Genomic DNA, 15,837 nt, shown 5'->3' on the forward strand with positions numbered 1-15,837 from the left:
GCTTTTGAAACACAAAATGTGCTCGAAAAGCAAATCATTATTCATTTTCAGCTAAATCAGCTAAGTAACTCCATCTTTCGATAAAATGTTCTAGCTTTTCATTTAAGGTATTTTCTTCGTTCATCAAAGCCTGTGCCTTTTCAAAATCACTGCCCGTCTGTGTCATTTCTTCCGCGATTTCTTTGAGTCGCGCTTCAACGTTAGCAATATCCTCGTCGATTTTTTCCCATTCCATTTTCTCTTTATACGTCATCTTTTTCTTTTTTGGCTTCTCTTCGACCGCCGCTTTATCCTTTGAGGGACTTGATTGCTTAATCTGTTGGTTAGCAAACTGACTTTCTAATAGCTCTGTATAGTTTCCATAAAATGATTCAATATTTCCATCTCCATTTAAAATAAGCAGTTGTTCTGCCACTTTATCAAGAAAATAACGATCGTGGGAAACCGTAATAACGACCCCTGGAAAGTCTTCTAAATAATCCTCCAACACCGTTAATGTTTGTGTATCCAGATCATTGGTTGGCTCATCAAGCAATAAGACATTCGGTTCTGACATAAGGATTTTTAAGAGATATAATCGTCGTTTCTCCCCCCCTGAAAGCTTGCGAATCGGAGTTCCATGAGTAAAAGATGGGAATAAGAACCGTTCAAGCATTTGCGTTGCTGAAATCGTCTTCCCATCAGCAGTAGTAACGACTTGTGCCGTTTCCTTTAAATATTCGATCATTCTTTTACTCTCATCCAAATCCTCATTTTCCTGCGTATAATAAGCAATTTTAACAGTTTGCCCGATCACATACTCTCCTGAATCCAACGGGAGTTTTCCTGCTAAAGTGTTTAATAAAGTCGATTTTCCCGTACCATTTCTACCAACGATCCCTATTCTATCCCCCGGTTTCACTAGTAGATCGAAATCTTTTAAGATTACTTGAGAACCGTAAGATTTATTCGCCTTTTTCAGTTCAAAAACTTGCTTTCCTAAACGGCTGCCTGAAAGTGAAATATCCAGCTTATCGCCAGACTTGACAGAAGAAATTTGTTCATCTAAGCTTTCAAAGCGCCCAATTCTTGCTTTTTGTTTTGTAGTCCGTGCTTTTGCTCCTCGACGAATCCATTCCAGCTCACGACGAAATAAATTTCGTTTTTTTTCTAACGTTGCTGCTTCATTTTCTTCTCGGACCGCTTTCGCTTCAAGAAAGGCAGCATAATTCCCCTTGTAGCTATATAGCTTTCCCCTATCTAACTCGAACATGCGGTTTGTAACTCGATCGAGAAAGTAACGATCATGGGTAACAAGCAGCAATGCGCCGCTATACTTGCTTAAGTGCTCTTCAAGCCATTTAACCGACTCATAGTCAAGGTGATTAGTAGGCTCATCTAAAATTAATAAATCAGCTGCTTGAATCAAAACCTGTGCCAAAGAAACTCTTTTCTTTTGCCCTCCTGAAAGCTCGGCAATCTTTTTATTAAATTCCACTATTCCAAGTTTCGTTAAGATGGTTTTGGCATTCGTGCTAACATCCCAACCGTCAACGGCATCCATCTTTCTTTGAAGCTCATAAAGCCTTGCTTGATTTCGCTCGTGATGTGGATCCCTTTCTAAATCCAATAAAGCTCTCTCATATTCTTTTACAACTCGAAGGAGCGCTGACTCTCCAGCATACACTTGATCTAATACAGTTAAATTCTCATCAAGTATCGGAGATTGAGAAGCATAGGCGATTCTATAATCCTTTGGCATCATCACTTCACCGCCATCAGGCAGATCAACACCTGCGACAATTTTCAGCAATGATGATTTTCCCGTGCCATTAACTCCAATGAGTCCAATCCGGTCTTTTTCAGCTATCGTAAAGGAGATGTTTTGAAATAATTCTTTTTCTCCATATGTTTTCGTCAAATTATCTATCGTTAATATTTGCATAAAAACCAATCCAATCATCAAAATTACTCACACTTTATTTTATCATAATGAAACCAGTCCTTGTACATTGAGAGATGCTCGTCCTCATCAAAAAAGGATTCAGAACCGCTTATTCCAAATCCTTATCGAAGACTATTTATCTGGCCTTTGCAAACCATTATACCAACTAATTCCAATCGTATCTTCACCAGCATGAACACCAATCGTCGCCCCTAATGGATGACAGCTAAAGTGCAGGGAAGGAAAATGCAGCTCCAGTTCATTCTTCCATTCTAAAGCGGCTCTTTGATGTAAGCCGTATAAAATATATACTTCTTTAAAGTTATATTTTTCATAAAATTCGCGCAAGTAATTCACGATTTTATCCTTGGCCTTTTTCTCACTGCGCGCTTTATCCTTAATCGTAAGTTCGCCATCAGCTACTTGAATAATAGGCTTTATGTTCAACATACTCCCAAGAAAATATCTTAGTCCAGACATTCTGCCGCTGCGATGAAGTTGTTCAAGGCTACCAACCAACACATAAGCTTCGTATGTTTCTCGCAAGCGTTCAATTTTTTCCTTAATAGCTTCAACTGGAAACCCTTCCCTCAGCCATTTCATTCCTTGCTTGATTTGGACTGTTAACGGGTATGAAAGGATTTTAGAGTCGATTGTGATCACAGGAATATCAACTAACTGAGCAGCTTGTTCACTGGATGAAACCGTTCCACTTAGCTTTGCCGAGACGAGAATCGGGACAATCACATCATAATCTCTTTTAAGTCTATCAAATAATTGTTTAAATTCTCCTACAGACGGCTGCGAAGTTTTCGGTGGTGACTTTAACGATTTCAACCTTTGAAATAATTGTTCTGATGTTAAATCTATATGATCTAAAAATTGTTCACCATCCAGCAATATTGACATTGGAACCGCATACAAATCTGAATGCTGTTTCAGTTCTTGATCTAAACTTGCTGTACTGTCTGTAACCCATGCTATTCTTTTCAAACGCTCTCCCCCTAAACTTTAATTAAGACCAGATACTAAAATTAGATGCTAATTTTATTTTACACACATGGATGGGAGAGCGCTAGCGTGATTATGCTAAAAGGGTATTTATTTTTTGAAGTGAATCGACTATATAGTCTAACATCATTAATAAATCATCAATTTGATCCTCAAGGACAAGGCGATTGAAATCAAGAAAAATTTCTTTCGTAATGGTGCTGCAATCTTCTAACGGATTGTAGCTGATTTTTTGAGTAAATGTTCGCTCTGATCCCCATATATCGATAAGAAGCTCATTTATCCTCTGATGTAATTCTTGGTTATTTTCATGTTCAAGCTTAAAAACGACGAGAACCTTCGCACCTGCAAGTGCCTCGTTTTTTATGTTCGGATGCAGTTCAGCCGCAAGATTTTCTAGCGCAGCTTTTAATATAAACGTACATGAAACCCCGTTACCATTACGATTAGAAAAAGTGATCTCATAATGCCTTGAAAGCTTTGCAAGGTTAATGAGGTCATTGCGATCAAGAATCGATATTTCTCCTTCCAAATCCCGATCATACAATGCCCCTTCAAGAACCACCTTCATATTTTCAAATGCGGTTGGATCAAACATATCCCTCACTCCTTCATAAAATAAACGACAGGGTCACCCCTGCCGCTCCAGACTTGCGACAAACCTTCTTTCTTTGCCAAGGAAGTTACAAAAAAGCTCAAGCTATTGGATCTATTGTACTATTTCCATGTCGAAAGTATTTTTTCTTTTATTTTTACTAACTTTAAAATAAGCCTATCGGATTCCCATCCGCATCAACATCCATTTTTAACGCGGCTGGTGCTTTAGGAAGACCGGGCATCGTCATGACATCACCTGTCAATACAACGATGAAGCCAGCTCCAATAGACGGTTTAAGTTCTCGAACCGTTACAGTAAAGTCTGTTGGCCTTCCTAACCTTGTTGGATTGTCGGATAATGAGTATTGTGTTTTTGCCATACAGACAGGCAAATTGCTCCAGCCAAAGCGTTCAAAGTCTGCCAATTGTTTTTTGGCTTTTGACGAGAATTCAACCTTTGAACCTCCATAAACCTTTTGAACGATCGTTGTAATTTTATCCTCAATAGAATCAGCCAATTGATACAACGGTGAGAAATTAGATTGACCCTTTTCAATTACTTCAAGTACTCTTTGTGCAAGGGAGATTCCCCCTGCTCCCCCTTTTTCCCAAACCTCTGTCAGTTCAACTGGAAGGCTGTATTTTTCGCAGAGTTCGAGAAGGGTATTTACTTCCTTATCAGTATCAGTAATAAATTTATTGATTGCCACAACAAATGGCAGTCCAAAGCTTTGAATAGTCTCAGCGTGCTTTCTTAAATTTTCAAAGCCTGCTCTCAGCCCCTCAATACTTTCATTTGCCAGTTCTGACTTCGCAACGCCACCGTGCATCTTTAGCGCCCGAATGGTTGCTACAATCACAACTGCTTCTGGTTTAAAACCTGCTGCTCTTGTTTTAATATTGAGAAATTTTTCCGCTCCTAAGTCTGCCCCAAAGCCTGCTTCCGTTACTACATAATCTGCCAGTTTTGATGCGGTAACAGTTGCGATCGCACTGTTGCAGCCATGAGCAATATTAGCAAATGGACCTCCATGAACAAGGGCAGGGGTGTGCTCAATTGTTTGGACGAGATTCGGTTTGATTGCATCCTTTAATAATAATGTTAATGCGCCCTCTACTCCTAAATCAGCAACGGTTACTGGTTCTTTATCAACATTATACGCGACAATCATATTCGCCAATCTTTGCTTTAAATTTTGCAAGTCAGTTGCTAGACATAGGACAGCCATAATTTCTGAAGCAACTGTAATATCAAAGCCATCCTCACGGGGTACCCCCTGAACCGGTCCACCAAGCCCCACAATCACTTTTCTTAAAGCACGATCATTTAAGTCAACTGCTCTTTTCCAAACAATCCTTCTTTGATCAATACGCAATTCATTTCCTTGTTGTAAATGGTTATCGATAAGGGCTGCCAATGCATTATTTGCCGTTGTAATTGCATGGAAATCGCCAGTAAAGTGAAGGTTTATGTCCTCCATCGGAAGAACTTGGGCATAGCCTCCTCCAGTTGCCCCCCCCTTAATCCCCATTGTAGGTCCTAAAGACGGTTCTCTTAATGCAATCATGACTTTTTTATTTAATTTATGTAAAGCATCTCCTAAACCAACTGTTACGGTCGATTTTCCTTCTCCTGCTGGAGTTGGATTAATTGCCGTTACAAGTATGATTTTTCCTGATTCTTTTGTCTGCAGTTTTTGAATCGTTTCAGACGAAAGCTTGGCCTTATATTTTCCGTAAAGTTCGAGATCGTCCTCAGTTAAATTCAATTCTGCAGCAATTTTTATAATCGGCTCCATTTTGGCCTCTTGGGCAATTTCAATGTCAGATTTAAATTTCACATTTACACTCATAGCATTTACCCCCATTACCATTCATTGATGATTTCCACATAGTTATTGTATCATCTTTTTGTCCAAAGGATTCGGATTTAATTTTGCAAAAGGATTGATACATCATATAAACGGCTATATAATTTAAATATTGAAAATTCAAACGAGGAGATGATCACTTGCCAATCAAAATTCCGAAGCTTCTTCCTGCCCGAGAGGTTTTAGAGAAAGAAAATATCTTTATTATGGATGAAGTTCGAGCGAATACACAAGATATTCGACCATTAAATATCATCATTCTGAATTTAATGCCGGAAAAAGAAAAAACCGAAGCACAAGTGCTTCGATTGTTAGGAAACACTCCTTTGCAAGTAAATATTTCTTTTTTACAAATGGCGACACATCAGTCGAAAACAACAAGTCAACTTCATCTTGACCAATTTTATACGACTTACCCGAATATCAAAAATCGAAAATTTGATGGCATGATAATTACTGGAGCTCCGGTTGAAATGCTCCCGTTTGAATCGGTCGATTATTGGGAGGAACTGACGGAAATTATGACTTGGTCAACAACAAACGTCACTTCCACTTTACATATTTGCTGGGGTGCTCAAGCAGCTCTTTACCATCACTTCGGAATCGGAAAGTTTGAATTACCGCGCAAATGTTCCGGTGTTTTTTCACACATTGTAAATGATCGCAGTGAAAAGCTATTAAGAGGATTTGATGATCAATTTTTTGCCCCCCATTCAAGGTATACCGATGTTCACCAACATAAAATTAACGAGCACCCTGATATTAAGCTCCTCTCCTACTCAGAGGAAGCAGGGCCCTTTATCATGAGCGCTAATGATGGTAAACAAATCATGATTACAGGGCATTTAGAATATGACGCGTCTACTTTGAGAGAGGAATATAATCGTGACAGACAGCGTGGACTAAACATTCATTTACCTGAGCATTATTTTCCTAATAATGATCCAAATAAACAGCCATTGAACCGGTGGCGCTCCCATGCCCACCTTCTCTTCTCAAACTGGTTAAACTATTATGTGTACCAAGAAACTCCTTACATTTGGGAATAAAAAATGAATGCACACCAATGCGAAAAGTTCCTAAACAGATATGTTAAGAGATTTTCTTCACACTGAACGCCCTCCAAATAATTACGTGCTGATGTCTTGTCGAAAATTGTAAAACCGAAGTTTTACTGCTACTTCAGCATGTTAGACGTTAGGCTGCTTGCACAGGATGGGGGTAAACCAAAACGACTCACCCTTCGACGAAGGCTAACCTTTTCTAAATCAAAACAATCTGACCATTCGCTTTGGTCAGACTGTTTTTTTACAAGATTAAATATTGTACTTATATAGCTAGAAATTCACTACTGCTGGTCAGAAAAATATACTTCCTCATATGGTTGCACAACAACAAAGCCCTCCCCTGAAAATTTCATTTGAATCGATTCACCACTGCCTCTTCCGATGAATGTTTTAAAAGAAATATCTGTTACAAATTCCGGTGTTAAAGAACCAGACCATGCCACAGTTGCATTAGGATCTGTGTAAACAGGATGATTGGGTGTTACTAACAATGTTAAAGGTTCATAATGAGAAGTTATCGCAATCATTCCTTTGCCTTCTAAACGGACATTAAATAACCCACCTGACATCATTCCAGCAATTTTCCTCATCAGCTTTATATCCCATTCAATAGATGGTTCAAATGCCAATAAATCATTGCCATTGACAAAAATAGATTCACCTTGCAAATGTAGAATACTTATTTTTTTTCCTTGATCAGCTACATAAAGTTTGCCATTTCCCGTTGCCTTCATTAACGAAGTACCTTCACCTGTAAATGCCTTTTTAAACAATTTTCCGAGACCGTGCTCGAAAATCCCTTCTCTTTCATATTTAATATTTCCACGATAAGAAATCATCGCACCTGCTTTTGCCCATATTTGACCATTCAAATTAATTTCCAGCATCCGCGGCGTTTCAAGTTCAAATAGACCTTCTCCTTTATCTTGTTGCTGTGTTTGCTTAACAAATTCATTCATTGAGTATCGACTCATCCTCATCAGCTCCTGTCCTATAATAATGATTATTTCTCTAATAGCGTTGTTAACAAATATGGTTGGTAAAATGATTTTGGGCTCATTTTGTATGAACCTGGGTTTCAAAAATGAGCGAAAAATCAACACCGACATATAACAAAGCTTTTCTAATAAATATTTTATTATTACAGAATAAATTTCTATTTTTAAGGAATATTTCCTTGTTTTATCATAACAATAATATAAAAAAAGCTCTATACAGCTTAAAACAAGGAGACTTACTTAATGGCAGCAGAAGAAATTGTTTCAGTCTATCGAAATTACTCAGGTGATATTATCAGCTTTCAAACATCTCAAGGAAGAATTATTTCTTATCGAAAAGCGCTGTTAGAAGCAGTTGATGAAAAAATTTCTGGTGTACTATTGTTAGAACCGGAAAATGGCAACATCTTATTTGATCACACCATCTTTGAAGATCTGCCGTCATATTACTAAATCAACCTAATTCCAGCCAGTTGAACTCTTTTTATAAAAAGAGGTTCTCCGGTTTACATCAATCCTTTCAATCACTGAAAGAGAGAAACGTCTTTCTTAAAAACCATTCATAAAGATATATACACGTTGAAATAACCAAAAATCCATGAACTTCAAAAAGCCAAAAAAGTTGCTGTAACCATATTTTTGGCTTTTACTCATTTGTGAGATACCTTCTATTTCCTATTAAGCTTCTATACGTAGATATGAAAATCACTATTCTAAATACTTGTATTGAGACTTTTCATCTTTTGGTGGCATTGGACCAATTTGCATTATTCCTGTTGTACTTTCTCCATAAATATAGCTAGTATTAGGCTCATCCTCAAAAATAACGTAAGCAAGTTGCTCACCTTTTATAGATGATTCAGTTTTAATTTCTAAAATATTCACCTCACCATACTTTTTTAGAAGATATTCTTCAGTTAGTTTTTCTAACTCATTCAGTTCCTGATGTTCCTTGTAAATACTATAACCTATTATGCTTGCCACAATCATGATTAGTGCGGCTAAAAATGCAAAAAAGAGAATAACAATTTTTACTTTCATACTACTTTTTATTGTTTCTTCCATAATTAAACATACACCCTTTATAGAAAACAAGAATATCCTTGCTCATGATAAAATTCTATCATAAAATACCAAAAACCTTTGAGTGCAGGCGTCTGAACTTTGATTGAGCCTGTTTTCACCATGATTGTGCATGTTTCCGACTTGATTGCGCCTTTTAGGCTTGATTGGGAGCATTCAGACTTCTCTTCTATTGAGAATCTTTGAGCATAACGTCTGAGCCTGCTTTTTTGCAAATAAGTGTGGGTAACACAGGAATATATAAGACGGAAGCGGGGCAAGCGAATATCCCTTTGCTTGGTCATATTGCTAAAAAAGTGGAGAAAAAATTTTTCTCCACTTTGAACAAGCCTTCTTCTTATTCTTGTACTTCATTTTTTTTCTGTATTTCTCGTAATGCCAGTACCCTGCTTTCATCCTCTTCAAAAAATTGTACTAAGTCACCGATACGGTCGATGGCATTCCAGCTTAAATGGTGTTCAATGCCTTCCACATCATTATAAATATTCTCTTCCATTACTCCGATTGTTCTAAGAAGCTCCTCAAGCAAATCATGGCGATAAACTAGACGTTTTCCAATTTTTTTCCCTTTAGGTGTTAACGTAAATCCTCTATATTTTTCATAGACTAAATACTCATCTTTGTCTAATTTCTGTACCATTTTCGTTACTGATGAGGGATGAACTGAGAGTGATTCCGCAATATCTGATACGCGAGCATATCCTTTTTGTTCAATTAATATATAGATTTGTTCAATATAGTCTTCCATACTTGGTGTTGCCATCAGTGCACCCTCCAATAATTTTGTGTTAGCGCAAAAGTTTTTTCTATTTATATTCAAAGTTTACTATAGAAAGAAAGGGGATACAAGAAAGAAAAGGAAGGTTTGCCATTAAAAAATGAATTTAACCTTTTTCTTCACATCATCCCATCCAAGCTTAGCATCAAAGGTTTTCTCTTTGCTCTTAAAGCCGTGGATCAGCTCTGTGCTCCCTTCAGAAAGAAGGGTCTTCACTTGCTTCTGCGTAACCGATTTGCCAAGAATCTTTTTCGAAATAGTAAAATCACACTTCGTCTTTTGATAATTTGAACAGCCGTAGAACGTACCTTTATCAATTACGGCGCCGCTACATTTTTTACAGGTTCCTAATTTTGTTGGAAGTCTCCGTTGTTTTCCTGGCTGTTTTCCAGGAACAAAACCATCAATGAATTCTTCAGGAAATTTCCATTTTGCCGCTGCTTCTATAGTTGTTGAAATAAGATGAGCAATCATTTTATTCGTTTGCTCCATGAATTGTTTCGGGAGAGCCTGTCCTTCTGAAATTTCTTTAAGACGCTGCTCCCACTTCGCTGTCATTTCAGGAGAAGCTAATATTTCATCGCCGACAGCCTGGATCAAGATTTTTGCTTTTACCGTCGCATAAACAAGGTTTTTACGAATATCAATATATTTTCGCTCTTTTAACATCGTAATAATTCCTGCCCGCGTCGCTTCTGTACCAAGACCTTCTGTTTTCATAAGGACTTTTTCAAGCTCCTTATCTTCAATCTGTTTCCCAGCCGTTTTCATCAAAGTAATTAATTGTCCCTCCGTATAACGCTTCGGGGGCTGTGTCTTACTTTCCTTTACTTCTATTTTCACAACCTTGCCCACTTCTCCCTTTTCTAATATAGGAAGACTCGGATCCTTATCTTTTTCAAATTGAGGAATTACTTTTCTCCAACCTTCTTCTTTTTGAACCTTACCTTTTGATTGAAAAGATGCTCTTTCATCAACTAATGTCGTAATGGTTGTATACTCTATAATAGATTTTCCGTAATGGGCTGCGAGCAAACTTCTTGCAACTAAATCGTATATTTTTTGCTCATCAAAACTTAGTTTTTGCAATATAGGAACCTGTTCAGTCGGAATAATCGCATAGTGATCAGTAACCTTTTTATCATTCACATAGCGAGTGTTATTGATAATTGAAGTGTTCGGGAGAGGAAACAGTTCTTGATATTCTGGATACCGCTCAAGCTTGCCTAATATTTCAGGAAACATCTCTGCCTCTCCTTTTGTAACATGTCTAGAATCAGAACGAGGATAAGAAACGATACCCTTCTGATAAAGCTTCTGTAAAATATCCAATGTTTTCTTCGGCGAAAATTTGAAACGTCGATTAGCCTCAGCTTGCAAAGATGACAAATTATAAAGAAGCGGCGGCAAATATTCCTTTTTTTCTGTTTGAACATCTGCTACTTGAGCCTTTTTTCCTTCACAGAAAGCAGAGATTTTTTCAGCCATTTCTTTCGTATCAATTCTCGTATTACCATCCTTCTCCCATTTTCCTTCATATTTCTTTTTACTAATTTCAAATTTAGCTTTTACTTCCCAGAACGGTTCTGAAACAAAAGTATCAATCTCATGCTCCCTTTTCACAATTAAAGCCAAAGTTGGAGTTTGTACTCTCCCAACAGAAAATACATCTGAAAAGCCTTTTTCCTTAAGAAGAATGCTGTAAAGTCTTGAAGCATTCATACCGACAACCCAGTCTGCGCATGCACGCGTATAGGCTTCATAATAGAGATTTCTTGTTTCGTTCTCTGTAAGCAATGTTTGAAAACCTTCCTGAATTGCTTTTGGGGTTAAGGAGGAGATCCAAAGCCTTTTCATCGGTTTCCGACATTTTGTTTGCCTGATGATATTGCGAACGATCAACTCTCCCTCGCGACCAGCATCTCCCGCGTGAATAATCTCGGTCACATTTGGATCTTCAATAAGCTGCTTCACAAGCATGTATTGTTTCCATTTATCCTTGGAAACTTCATATTGAAATTGAGCTGGGAGCATCGGTAAAGTTTGAAGAGACCATTTTTTCCAGTTTGAGTCATATTTTTCAGGGGGAATGAGCTGTGTAATATGTCCGACTGCCCAGGTGACATATGCTCCTTTGGGGAAGACTTCATTTGGGAGAACTTCGATGTACCCTTGCTTTTTTTTCATTTTATAAACAGATGCTAACGTTAAACCTTGGTCTGGCTTTTCCGCAATAATGAGTTTCATTATGGGACTCACTTCCAATTTCATAAAATAAAATGCTTTTCCTATTGTACCTTATTTAGATATCTTCGAAAATACATTTCAATATTTTTTCAAAAGGCTCTGTTATATGCCGGTGTTGATTTTGGGCTCATTTTCTCTCTGATTCCGGCAATGAGCCCAAAATCATTTTAACAACAATTCTATTTAAGAACTTTCAAAAAAAGAAAAAAGCCTCACATCTAAATGTGGGGCCTCTATGTTAGCTTTAATTTCCTTTGTGACCATCTTTTTGACAATACTCCTTTATGGGGAGCAAAGAAGAAGAAGATGGCAAAAATTACTCCATTCACGGTTGCCATAGATCCTGAAATAGATACGTCAAGCCAGCTTGCCAAATAATAGCCGATAATCGCAGCCGCAACACCGAGGAGAGCACTCATGATGAGCATGATGTTTAATTTATCGGTAAGCAAATAAGCTGAAGCCCCGGGAGCAATAAGCATTGCTACCACGAGTATAGCACCGACGCTATCGAAAGATGCTACTGTTGTCATTGAAACCATTCCCATTAAAATATAATGAATGAGCAGAACAGGAACACCAATTGCAGCTGCCATTTGCGGATCAAAGGAAGTAATTTTTAATTCCTTATAAAATAGGATAATGATAAGTAGATTTATAATTAGCACAGTCGTTAACATTAAAAACGCCTTTGGTAATTCTGGCAAAAACCCCCACTTTACAAGATCCCACGGTACAAAGGTGATTTCCCCCATCAATGCATGGTCAACGTCTAAATGGACATGATCCGCATATAAACTTAACAATATAACACCTACTGCAAACAGAAATGTAAACACAACTCCAATCGATGCATCTTCTTGTATCCCTGAACTGTGTAAAAGTTGTACAAATACAGCTGTTAGCACACCAATTGCAGCTGCACCAATCAACATATAAAATCCATTCAGGCTTTGACTGATAAGAAAAGCTAAGACCATCCCTAATAAAACCGTATGACTGATCGCATCTGCCAGCATGGCTAACCTGCGTAAAATTAAGAAGCAACCTGTAATTCCACAACAAATGCCTGCAAGTGATCCAACAATTAAAATCCAAGCTTCATAGCTCATTGATAGCTCTTCCCTTCTTTTCTAAGCACCAACTCATGCTGAAGACGTTTATTCAAACGAAGTCTCTTTACCCACTTTGTGAGAAGCCCTCTCTCAGGTGCAAACAACAAAGAAATAAAAAATATAAACGTTGCTGTAACAACAATAAACGGACCTGTTGCCAACCCCGTGCCAAAAGTACTGAATATGGTTCCGAATACTCCTGAAATCGCACCAAAAACTCCTGAAAGTACTATCATCCGGGCTAAAGAATCAGTCCAATACCGAGCAGAGATCGCTGGTGTGATCAACATAGCAGCCATTAAAATAACACCAACCGCTTGAATCCCAACAACAATTGCCGAAACAAGCAATGTTAAAAAAACAAAATTTAATAGCTTTGTAGGCAAGCCTAAACCTTTAGCAAATTCCGGATCAAAGGTCAGCACCTTTAATTCTTTGAAAAGTAACCATGTAATAACGGTGAGGAGCGCAGCCGCCCCTGCCATAAGTTTTACATCACTGCCAACAAGAGCTGCTGCTTGCCCAAAGATAAAATCATTTAAACCGCTTTTATTGCCTACGCTTGATTGCGAAACCTTCGTTAAAAGGACAATTCCTAGCCCAAAGAAAACGGATAATACTAGTCCTATCGCTGTATCTTCCTTTATAATTGAATACGATGAAATCGCTTGAATACAAAAAGTAGCCAACAGTCCTGAAATCGCAGCCCCAATTAATAACGGAAATAATGACTTCTCACCCAAAAGAAGAAAAGTAACGCAAATTCCAGGAAGCGAAGCATGTGCGACAGCATCTCCGATTAGGCTTTGTTTTCTTAATAAGGCAATGCTTCCAAGGACACCGCTTGAGATTCCTAAAAGAATAGTCCCGAGAAGAACCCATTGCGTATTGGCATCTGCTAGACTGATTTTAATCACGTCATCCATCTTCGCCACCTCATTTCTGACCTACTAAAATATCACCTTTTTCTAAAAAGGCTAATGTTCCACCATAAGTTTGATGCAAATTTTTTAAAGTAAAAGTATCTTCTGTTGGCCCTTCGGCTATAACATTTATATTGAGCAAAATAACATGGTCAAAATAATCCTTAACCGTTTGTAAATCATGGTGGACTACAAGAACTGTTTTCCCTTGTTGTTTCAGTTCATTTAATAACTCTATAATCGCCCTTTCTGTAGCGGCATCAACACCGACAAATGGTTCATCCATAAAATAAATCTTTGCGTCTTGTGCTAATGCCCTAGCGAGAAAAACCCTTTGCTGCTGTCCACCTGATAGTTGGCTAATCTGCCGAGTTGCATACTCTTGCATACCAACTTTTTCCAAACAATTCAATGCCAATTCTTTATCCTTTTTTCCCGGTCTTTTAAACCAGCCAATATGTCCATATCGCCCCATCAAAACGACATCAAGAGCATTAGTCGGAAAATCCCAATCGACCGAACCTCTCTGTGGAACATAGCCAACAACTCGCTCTTTGGCACGATACAGTTTATCGTAGACTCTAACTTCGCCTGTTGCCTTCGGGATCATCCCTAATACAGCCTTGATTAGCGTTGATTTACCTGCACCATTTGGACCAATAATACCAATCAACTTTCCTTCCGGAACAGTAAAACTCACATTTTTCAGAACTGGTTTTTTTTGATAAGCAACTGTTAGATTTTGGACTTCAACTGGATTCATTTCCATCCCCCCTACTGTAATGAGTCTGTGATCGTTTTGACATTGTGTCGATACATCCCAATATATGTTCCTTCTTCCGTTCCTTCTTCACCCATGGCATCGGAGAATAGCTCTCCTCCAATCGTAACTTCGTGTCCTTTCTGCTTTGCTCCTTCGATTACAGCATTAATGGAACGCTCTGATATACTTGATTCAATAAATACTGCTTTAATGTTTCTTTCAACCAATAAATCTACTAATTCTTGCACATCACCTAGACCATATTCCGACTCGGTACTAAGACCTTGTAAGCCCATTACTTCCATGTTGTAAGCAGCCCCAAAATATCCAAATGCGTCATGAGCTGTAACCAACACTCTTTGCTCAGATGGGATTTTTGCCATTTCCTCTTCCGCATACTCTTTTAAACGATCCAATTCTGAAAAATAGTCGTCTGCGTTCTTGGAGTAATATTCTTCGTTGTCCGGATCGATTTCAATTAAACCATCCCTTACTTTTTCAAGAGCTTGCTGCCATAAGGAGATGTCAAACCATATATGAGGATCGACCGCACTGCTATCCTCAGTATCTTCAAGTAAACTTCCTTCAGAAATCACTTCTCCAATAGCGTAAGTCGGTTTCTTATCATTAATTTTCTTTAAAACGTCAAGAACTTTACCTTCTAAATGCAGTCCATTGTAAAAAATAATATCTGCCTTCTCGAGCTTTTCTATATCACCTTGAGTAGCTTTATATAAATGAGGATCAGTTCCCGGTCCCATAAGGCTGATAACTTCTACTTTGTCTCCGCCTATATTTTTTACCCCGTCAGCAATCTGCCCGATCGTTGTTGTCACCATTATTTTCCCATCAGATTTTTCCACACCAGTGCTTTCATTTGAGCAAGCTCCAAGTAAAACAAGTGAAAAAAACAATAACAGCCTCATTATCTTTTGCATTTCCTCTACCATCCCTTCTTAATTTAAAGCAGTCTGTCCTTACCCACTTTTATTAACCTCCCTCATTTTTTTAAACCTAGGACATGTTTTTTAGGTCAGGTTATAAAAGTTTCCTATACGCAACATTTTAAGCGTAATAAAAAAATTGTCAACCCAAAACAAGTAATTTTTTATTTTGTTTATATGTAGTAGAGTAAAAATGAGCTTCCTAAAAAAGATTCACGGACTAAATTCGCCCTCTTAAGCGACTTATTGAGAACTTCCTTCTTTAGAAAACATTTGTTCGCTTAATGGACTCAGCATTTGTTTGCAGAATTTCTAGACCTGTTCTCCCCTGTTCTGGCGGAGTAAAAAGCAAATGGTTTCCGCCAGTTTAATTTATATTGGCGCTATTAATCGGCTTTCGGAAATTGAACTCCCGCAAGTCCTCATCTTTGAATTGGAGGCTTATTTGAAAATGAGTTTCTTTCTTTAATAAGATTTCTCGTCATCATTTTTCTGTCACCTCTCCAAAACTCTTCA

Annotated in this window: 14 protein-coding genes; 2 read left to right on the top strand and 12 right to left on the bottom strand. The window is 38.0% G+C overall.

The annotated features are described in order from the left end of the window. Positions 1-37 precede the first annotated feature (37 nt). The 4 genes from FCJ93_RS06105 to FCJ93_RS06120 all read right to left on the bottom strand — a co-directional run bounded on the left by FCJ93_RS06105 (position 38) and on the right by FCJ93_RS06120 (position 5,385). Entirely contained in the window at positions 38-1,924 is a 1,887-nt protein-coding gene (locus FCJ93_RS06105; RefSeq protein WP_095306586.1) for an ABC-F family ATP-binding cassette domain-containing protein, read from the bottom strand. A gap of 132 nt (positions 1,925-2,056) precedes the next feature. Then, positions 2,057-2,917, bottom strand: coding sequence for a DegV family protein (locus FCJ93_RS06110; protein WP_137743142.1), 861 nt, complete (start codon positions 2,915-2,917; stop codon positions 2,057-2,059). Between the two features lie 91 nt (positions 2,918-3,008). After that, on the bottom strand, positions 3,009-3,533 hold the full coding sequence (locus FCJ93_RS06115) for a hypothetical protein (RefSeq protein ID WP_095306456.1): 525 nt from the start codon (positions 3,531-3,533) through the stop codon (positions 3,009-3,011). 163 nt (positions 3,534-3,696) lie between these two features. Next, on the bottom strand, positions 3,697-5,385 hold the full coding sequence (locus tag FCJ93_RS06120) for a formate--tetrahydrofolate ligase (RefSeq protein ID WP_137743143.1): 1,689 nt from the start codon (positions 5,383-5,385) through the stop codon (positions 3,697-3,699). Between the two features lie 158 nt (positions 5,386-5,543). Here FCJ93_RS06120 and metA point away from each other — a divergent pair, with 158 nt between their 5' ends. Then, a complete protein-coding gene (gene metA / locus FCJ93_RS06125; RefSeq protein ID WP_137743144.1) occupies positions 5,544-6,452 on the top strand; it encodes a homoserine O-acetyltransferase MetA in 909 nt (302 codons plus the stop codon). A gap of 299 nt (positions 6,453-6,751) precedes the next feature. On the opposite strand, the gene FCJ93_RS06130 is transcribed toward metA, so the two are convergent. After that, positions 6,752-7,444 carry an AIM24 family protein gene (locus FCJ93_RS06130; RefSeq protein WP_095306459.1) on the bottom strand — a complete coding sequence of 231 codons (693 nt, stop codon included), beginning with the start codon at positions 7,442-7,444 and terminating at the stop codon, positions 6,752-6,754. A 267-nt stretch (positions 7,445-7,711) separates the two neighbouring features. Here FCJ93_RS06130 and FCJ93_RS06135 point away from each other — a divergent pair, with 267 nt between their 5' ends. Further along, complete coding sequence (locus FCJ93_RS06135) at positions 7,712-7,921, top strand: hypothetical protein (RefSeq protein WP_095306460.1); 210 nt, start codon at positions 7,712-7,714, stop codon at positions 7,919-7,921. Positions 7,922-8,176: 255 nt separating this feature from the next. Here the strand turns inward: FCJ93_RS06135 and FCJ93_RS06140 are convergent, their stop codons facing one another. From FCJ93_RS06140 to FCJ93_RS06170, 7 genes are all read right to left on the bottom strand, one after another. After that, positions 8,177-8,533: a DUF3139 domain-containing protein gene (locus tag FCJ93_RS06140; protein WP_137743145.1), complete on the bottom strand. Its 357-nt coding sequence runs from the start codon at positions 8,531-8,533 to the stop codon at positions 8,177-8,179. Positions 8,534-8,888: 355 nt separating this feature from the next. After that, positions 8,889-9,314 carry a transcriptional regulator MntR gene (gene mntR, locus FCJ93_RS06145; RefSeq protein WP_095306462.1) on the bottom strand — a complete coding sequence of 142 codons (426 nt, stop codon included), beginning with the start codon at positions 9,312-9,314 and terminating at the stop codon, positions 8,889-8,891. 108 nt (positions 9,315-9,422) lie between these two features. Continuing rightward, positions 9,423-11,576, bottom strand: coding sequence for a DNA topoisomerase III (locus FCJ93_RS06150; RefSeq protein WP_137743146.1), 2,154 nt, complete (start codon positions 11,574-11,576; stop codon positions 9,423-9,425). A gap of 233 nt (positions 11,577-11,809) precedes the next feature. Further along, positions 11,810-12,688: a metal ABC transporter permease gene (locus FCJ93_RS06155; RefSeq protein ID WP_095306464.1), complete on the bottom strand. Its 879-nt coding sequence runs from the start codon at positions 12,686-12,688 to the stop codon at positions 11,810-11,812. Then, a complete protein-coding gene (locus FCJ93_RS06160) occupies positions 12,685-13,617 on the bottom strand; it encodes a metal ABC transporter permease (RefSeq protein WP_095306465.1) in 933 nt (310 codons plus the stop codon). Before FCJ93_RS06160 ends, FCJ93_RS06155 begins: the two co-directional genes overlap by 4 nt. Before the next feature lie 10 nt (positions 13,618-13,627). After that, positions 13,628-14,377, bottom strand: coding sequence for a metal ABC transporter ATP-binding protein (locus tag FCJ93_RS06165; protein ID WP_137743147.1), 750 nt, complete (start codon positions 14,375-14,377; stop codon positions 13,628-13,630). 11 nt (positions 14,378-14,388) lie between these two features. Then, positions 14,389-15,315 carry a metal ABC transporter solute-binding protein, Zn/Mn family gene (locus FCJ93_RS06170; protein ID WP_095306467.1) on the bottom strand — a complete coding sequence of 309 codons (927 nt, stop codon included), beginning with the start codon at positions 15,313-15,315 and terminating at the stop codon, positions 14,389-14,391. Between the last annotated feature and the right edge of the window lie 522 nt (positions 15,316-15,837).

The sequence above is a fragment of the Robertmurraya siralis genome (assembly GCF_005502275.1).
Lineage (GTDB): Bacteria > Bacillota > Bacilli > Bacillales > Cytobacillaceae > Robertmurraya > Robertmurraya siralis.

Bases quoted from the DNA above. Each gene is read 5' to 3' on its own strand.
- FCJ93_RS06105 (WP_095306586.1), bottom strand. From the start codon at position 1,924: ATGCAAATATTAACGATAGATAATTTGACGAAAACATATGGAGAAAAA.
- FCJ93_RS06115 (WP_095306456.1), bottom strand. From the start codon at position 3,533: ATGTTTGATCCAACCGCATTTGAAAATATGAAGGTGGTTCTTGAAGGG.
- FCJ93_RS06120 (WP_137743143.1), bottom strand. From the start codon at position 5,385: ATGAGTGTAAATGTGAAATTTAAATCTGACATTGAAATTGCCCAAGAG.
- FCJ93_RS06130 (WP_095306459.1), bottom strand. From the start codon at position 7,444: ATGAGTCGATACTCAATGAATGAATTTGTTAAGCAAACACAGCAACAA.
- FCJ93_RS06135 (WP_095306460.1), top strand. From the start codon at position 7,712: ATGGCAGCAGAAGAAATTGTTTCAGTCTATCGAAATTACTCAGGTGAT.
- FCJ93_RS06140 (WP_137743145.1), bottom strand. From the start codon at position 8,533: ATGGAAGAAACAATAAAAAGTAGTATGAAAGTAAAAATTGTTATTCTC.
- mntR (WP_095306462.1), bottom strand. From the start codon at position 9,314: ATGGCAACACCAAGTATGGAAGACTATATTGAACAAATCTATATATTA.
- FCJ93_RS06150 (WP_137743146.1), bottom strand. From the start codon at position 11,576: ATGAAACTCATTATTGCGGAAAAGCCAGACCAAGGTTTAACGTTAGCA.
- FCJ93_RS06155 (WP_095306464.1), bottom strand. From the start codon at position 12,688: ATGAGCTATGAAGCTTGGATTTTAATTGTTGGATCACTTGCAGGCATT.
- FCJ93_RS06160 (WP_095306465.1), bottom strand. From the start codon at position 13,617: ATGGATGACGTGATTAAAATCAGTCTAGCAGATGCCAATACGCAATGG.
- FCJ93_RS06165 (WP_137743147.1), bottom strand. From the start codon at position 14,377: ATGAATCCAGTTGAAGTCCAAAATCTAACAGTTGCTTATCAAAAAAAA.
- FCJ93_RS06170 (WP_095306467.1), bottom strand. From the start codon at position 15,315: ATGCAAAAGATAATGAGGCTGTTATTGTTTTTTTCACTTGTTTTACTT.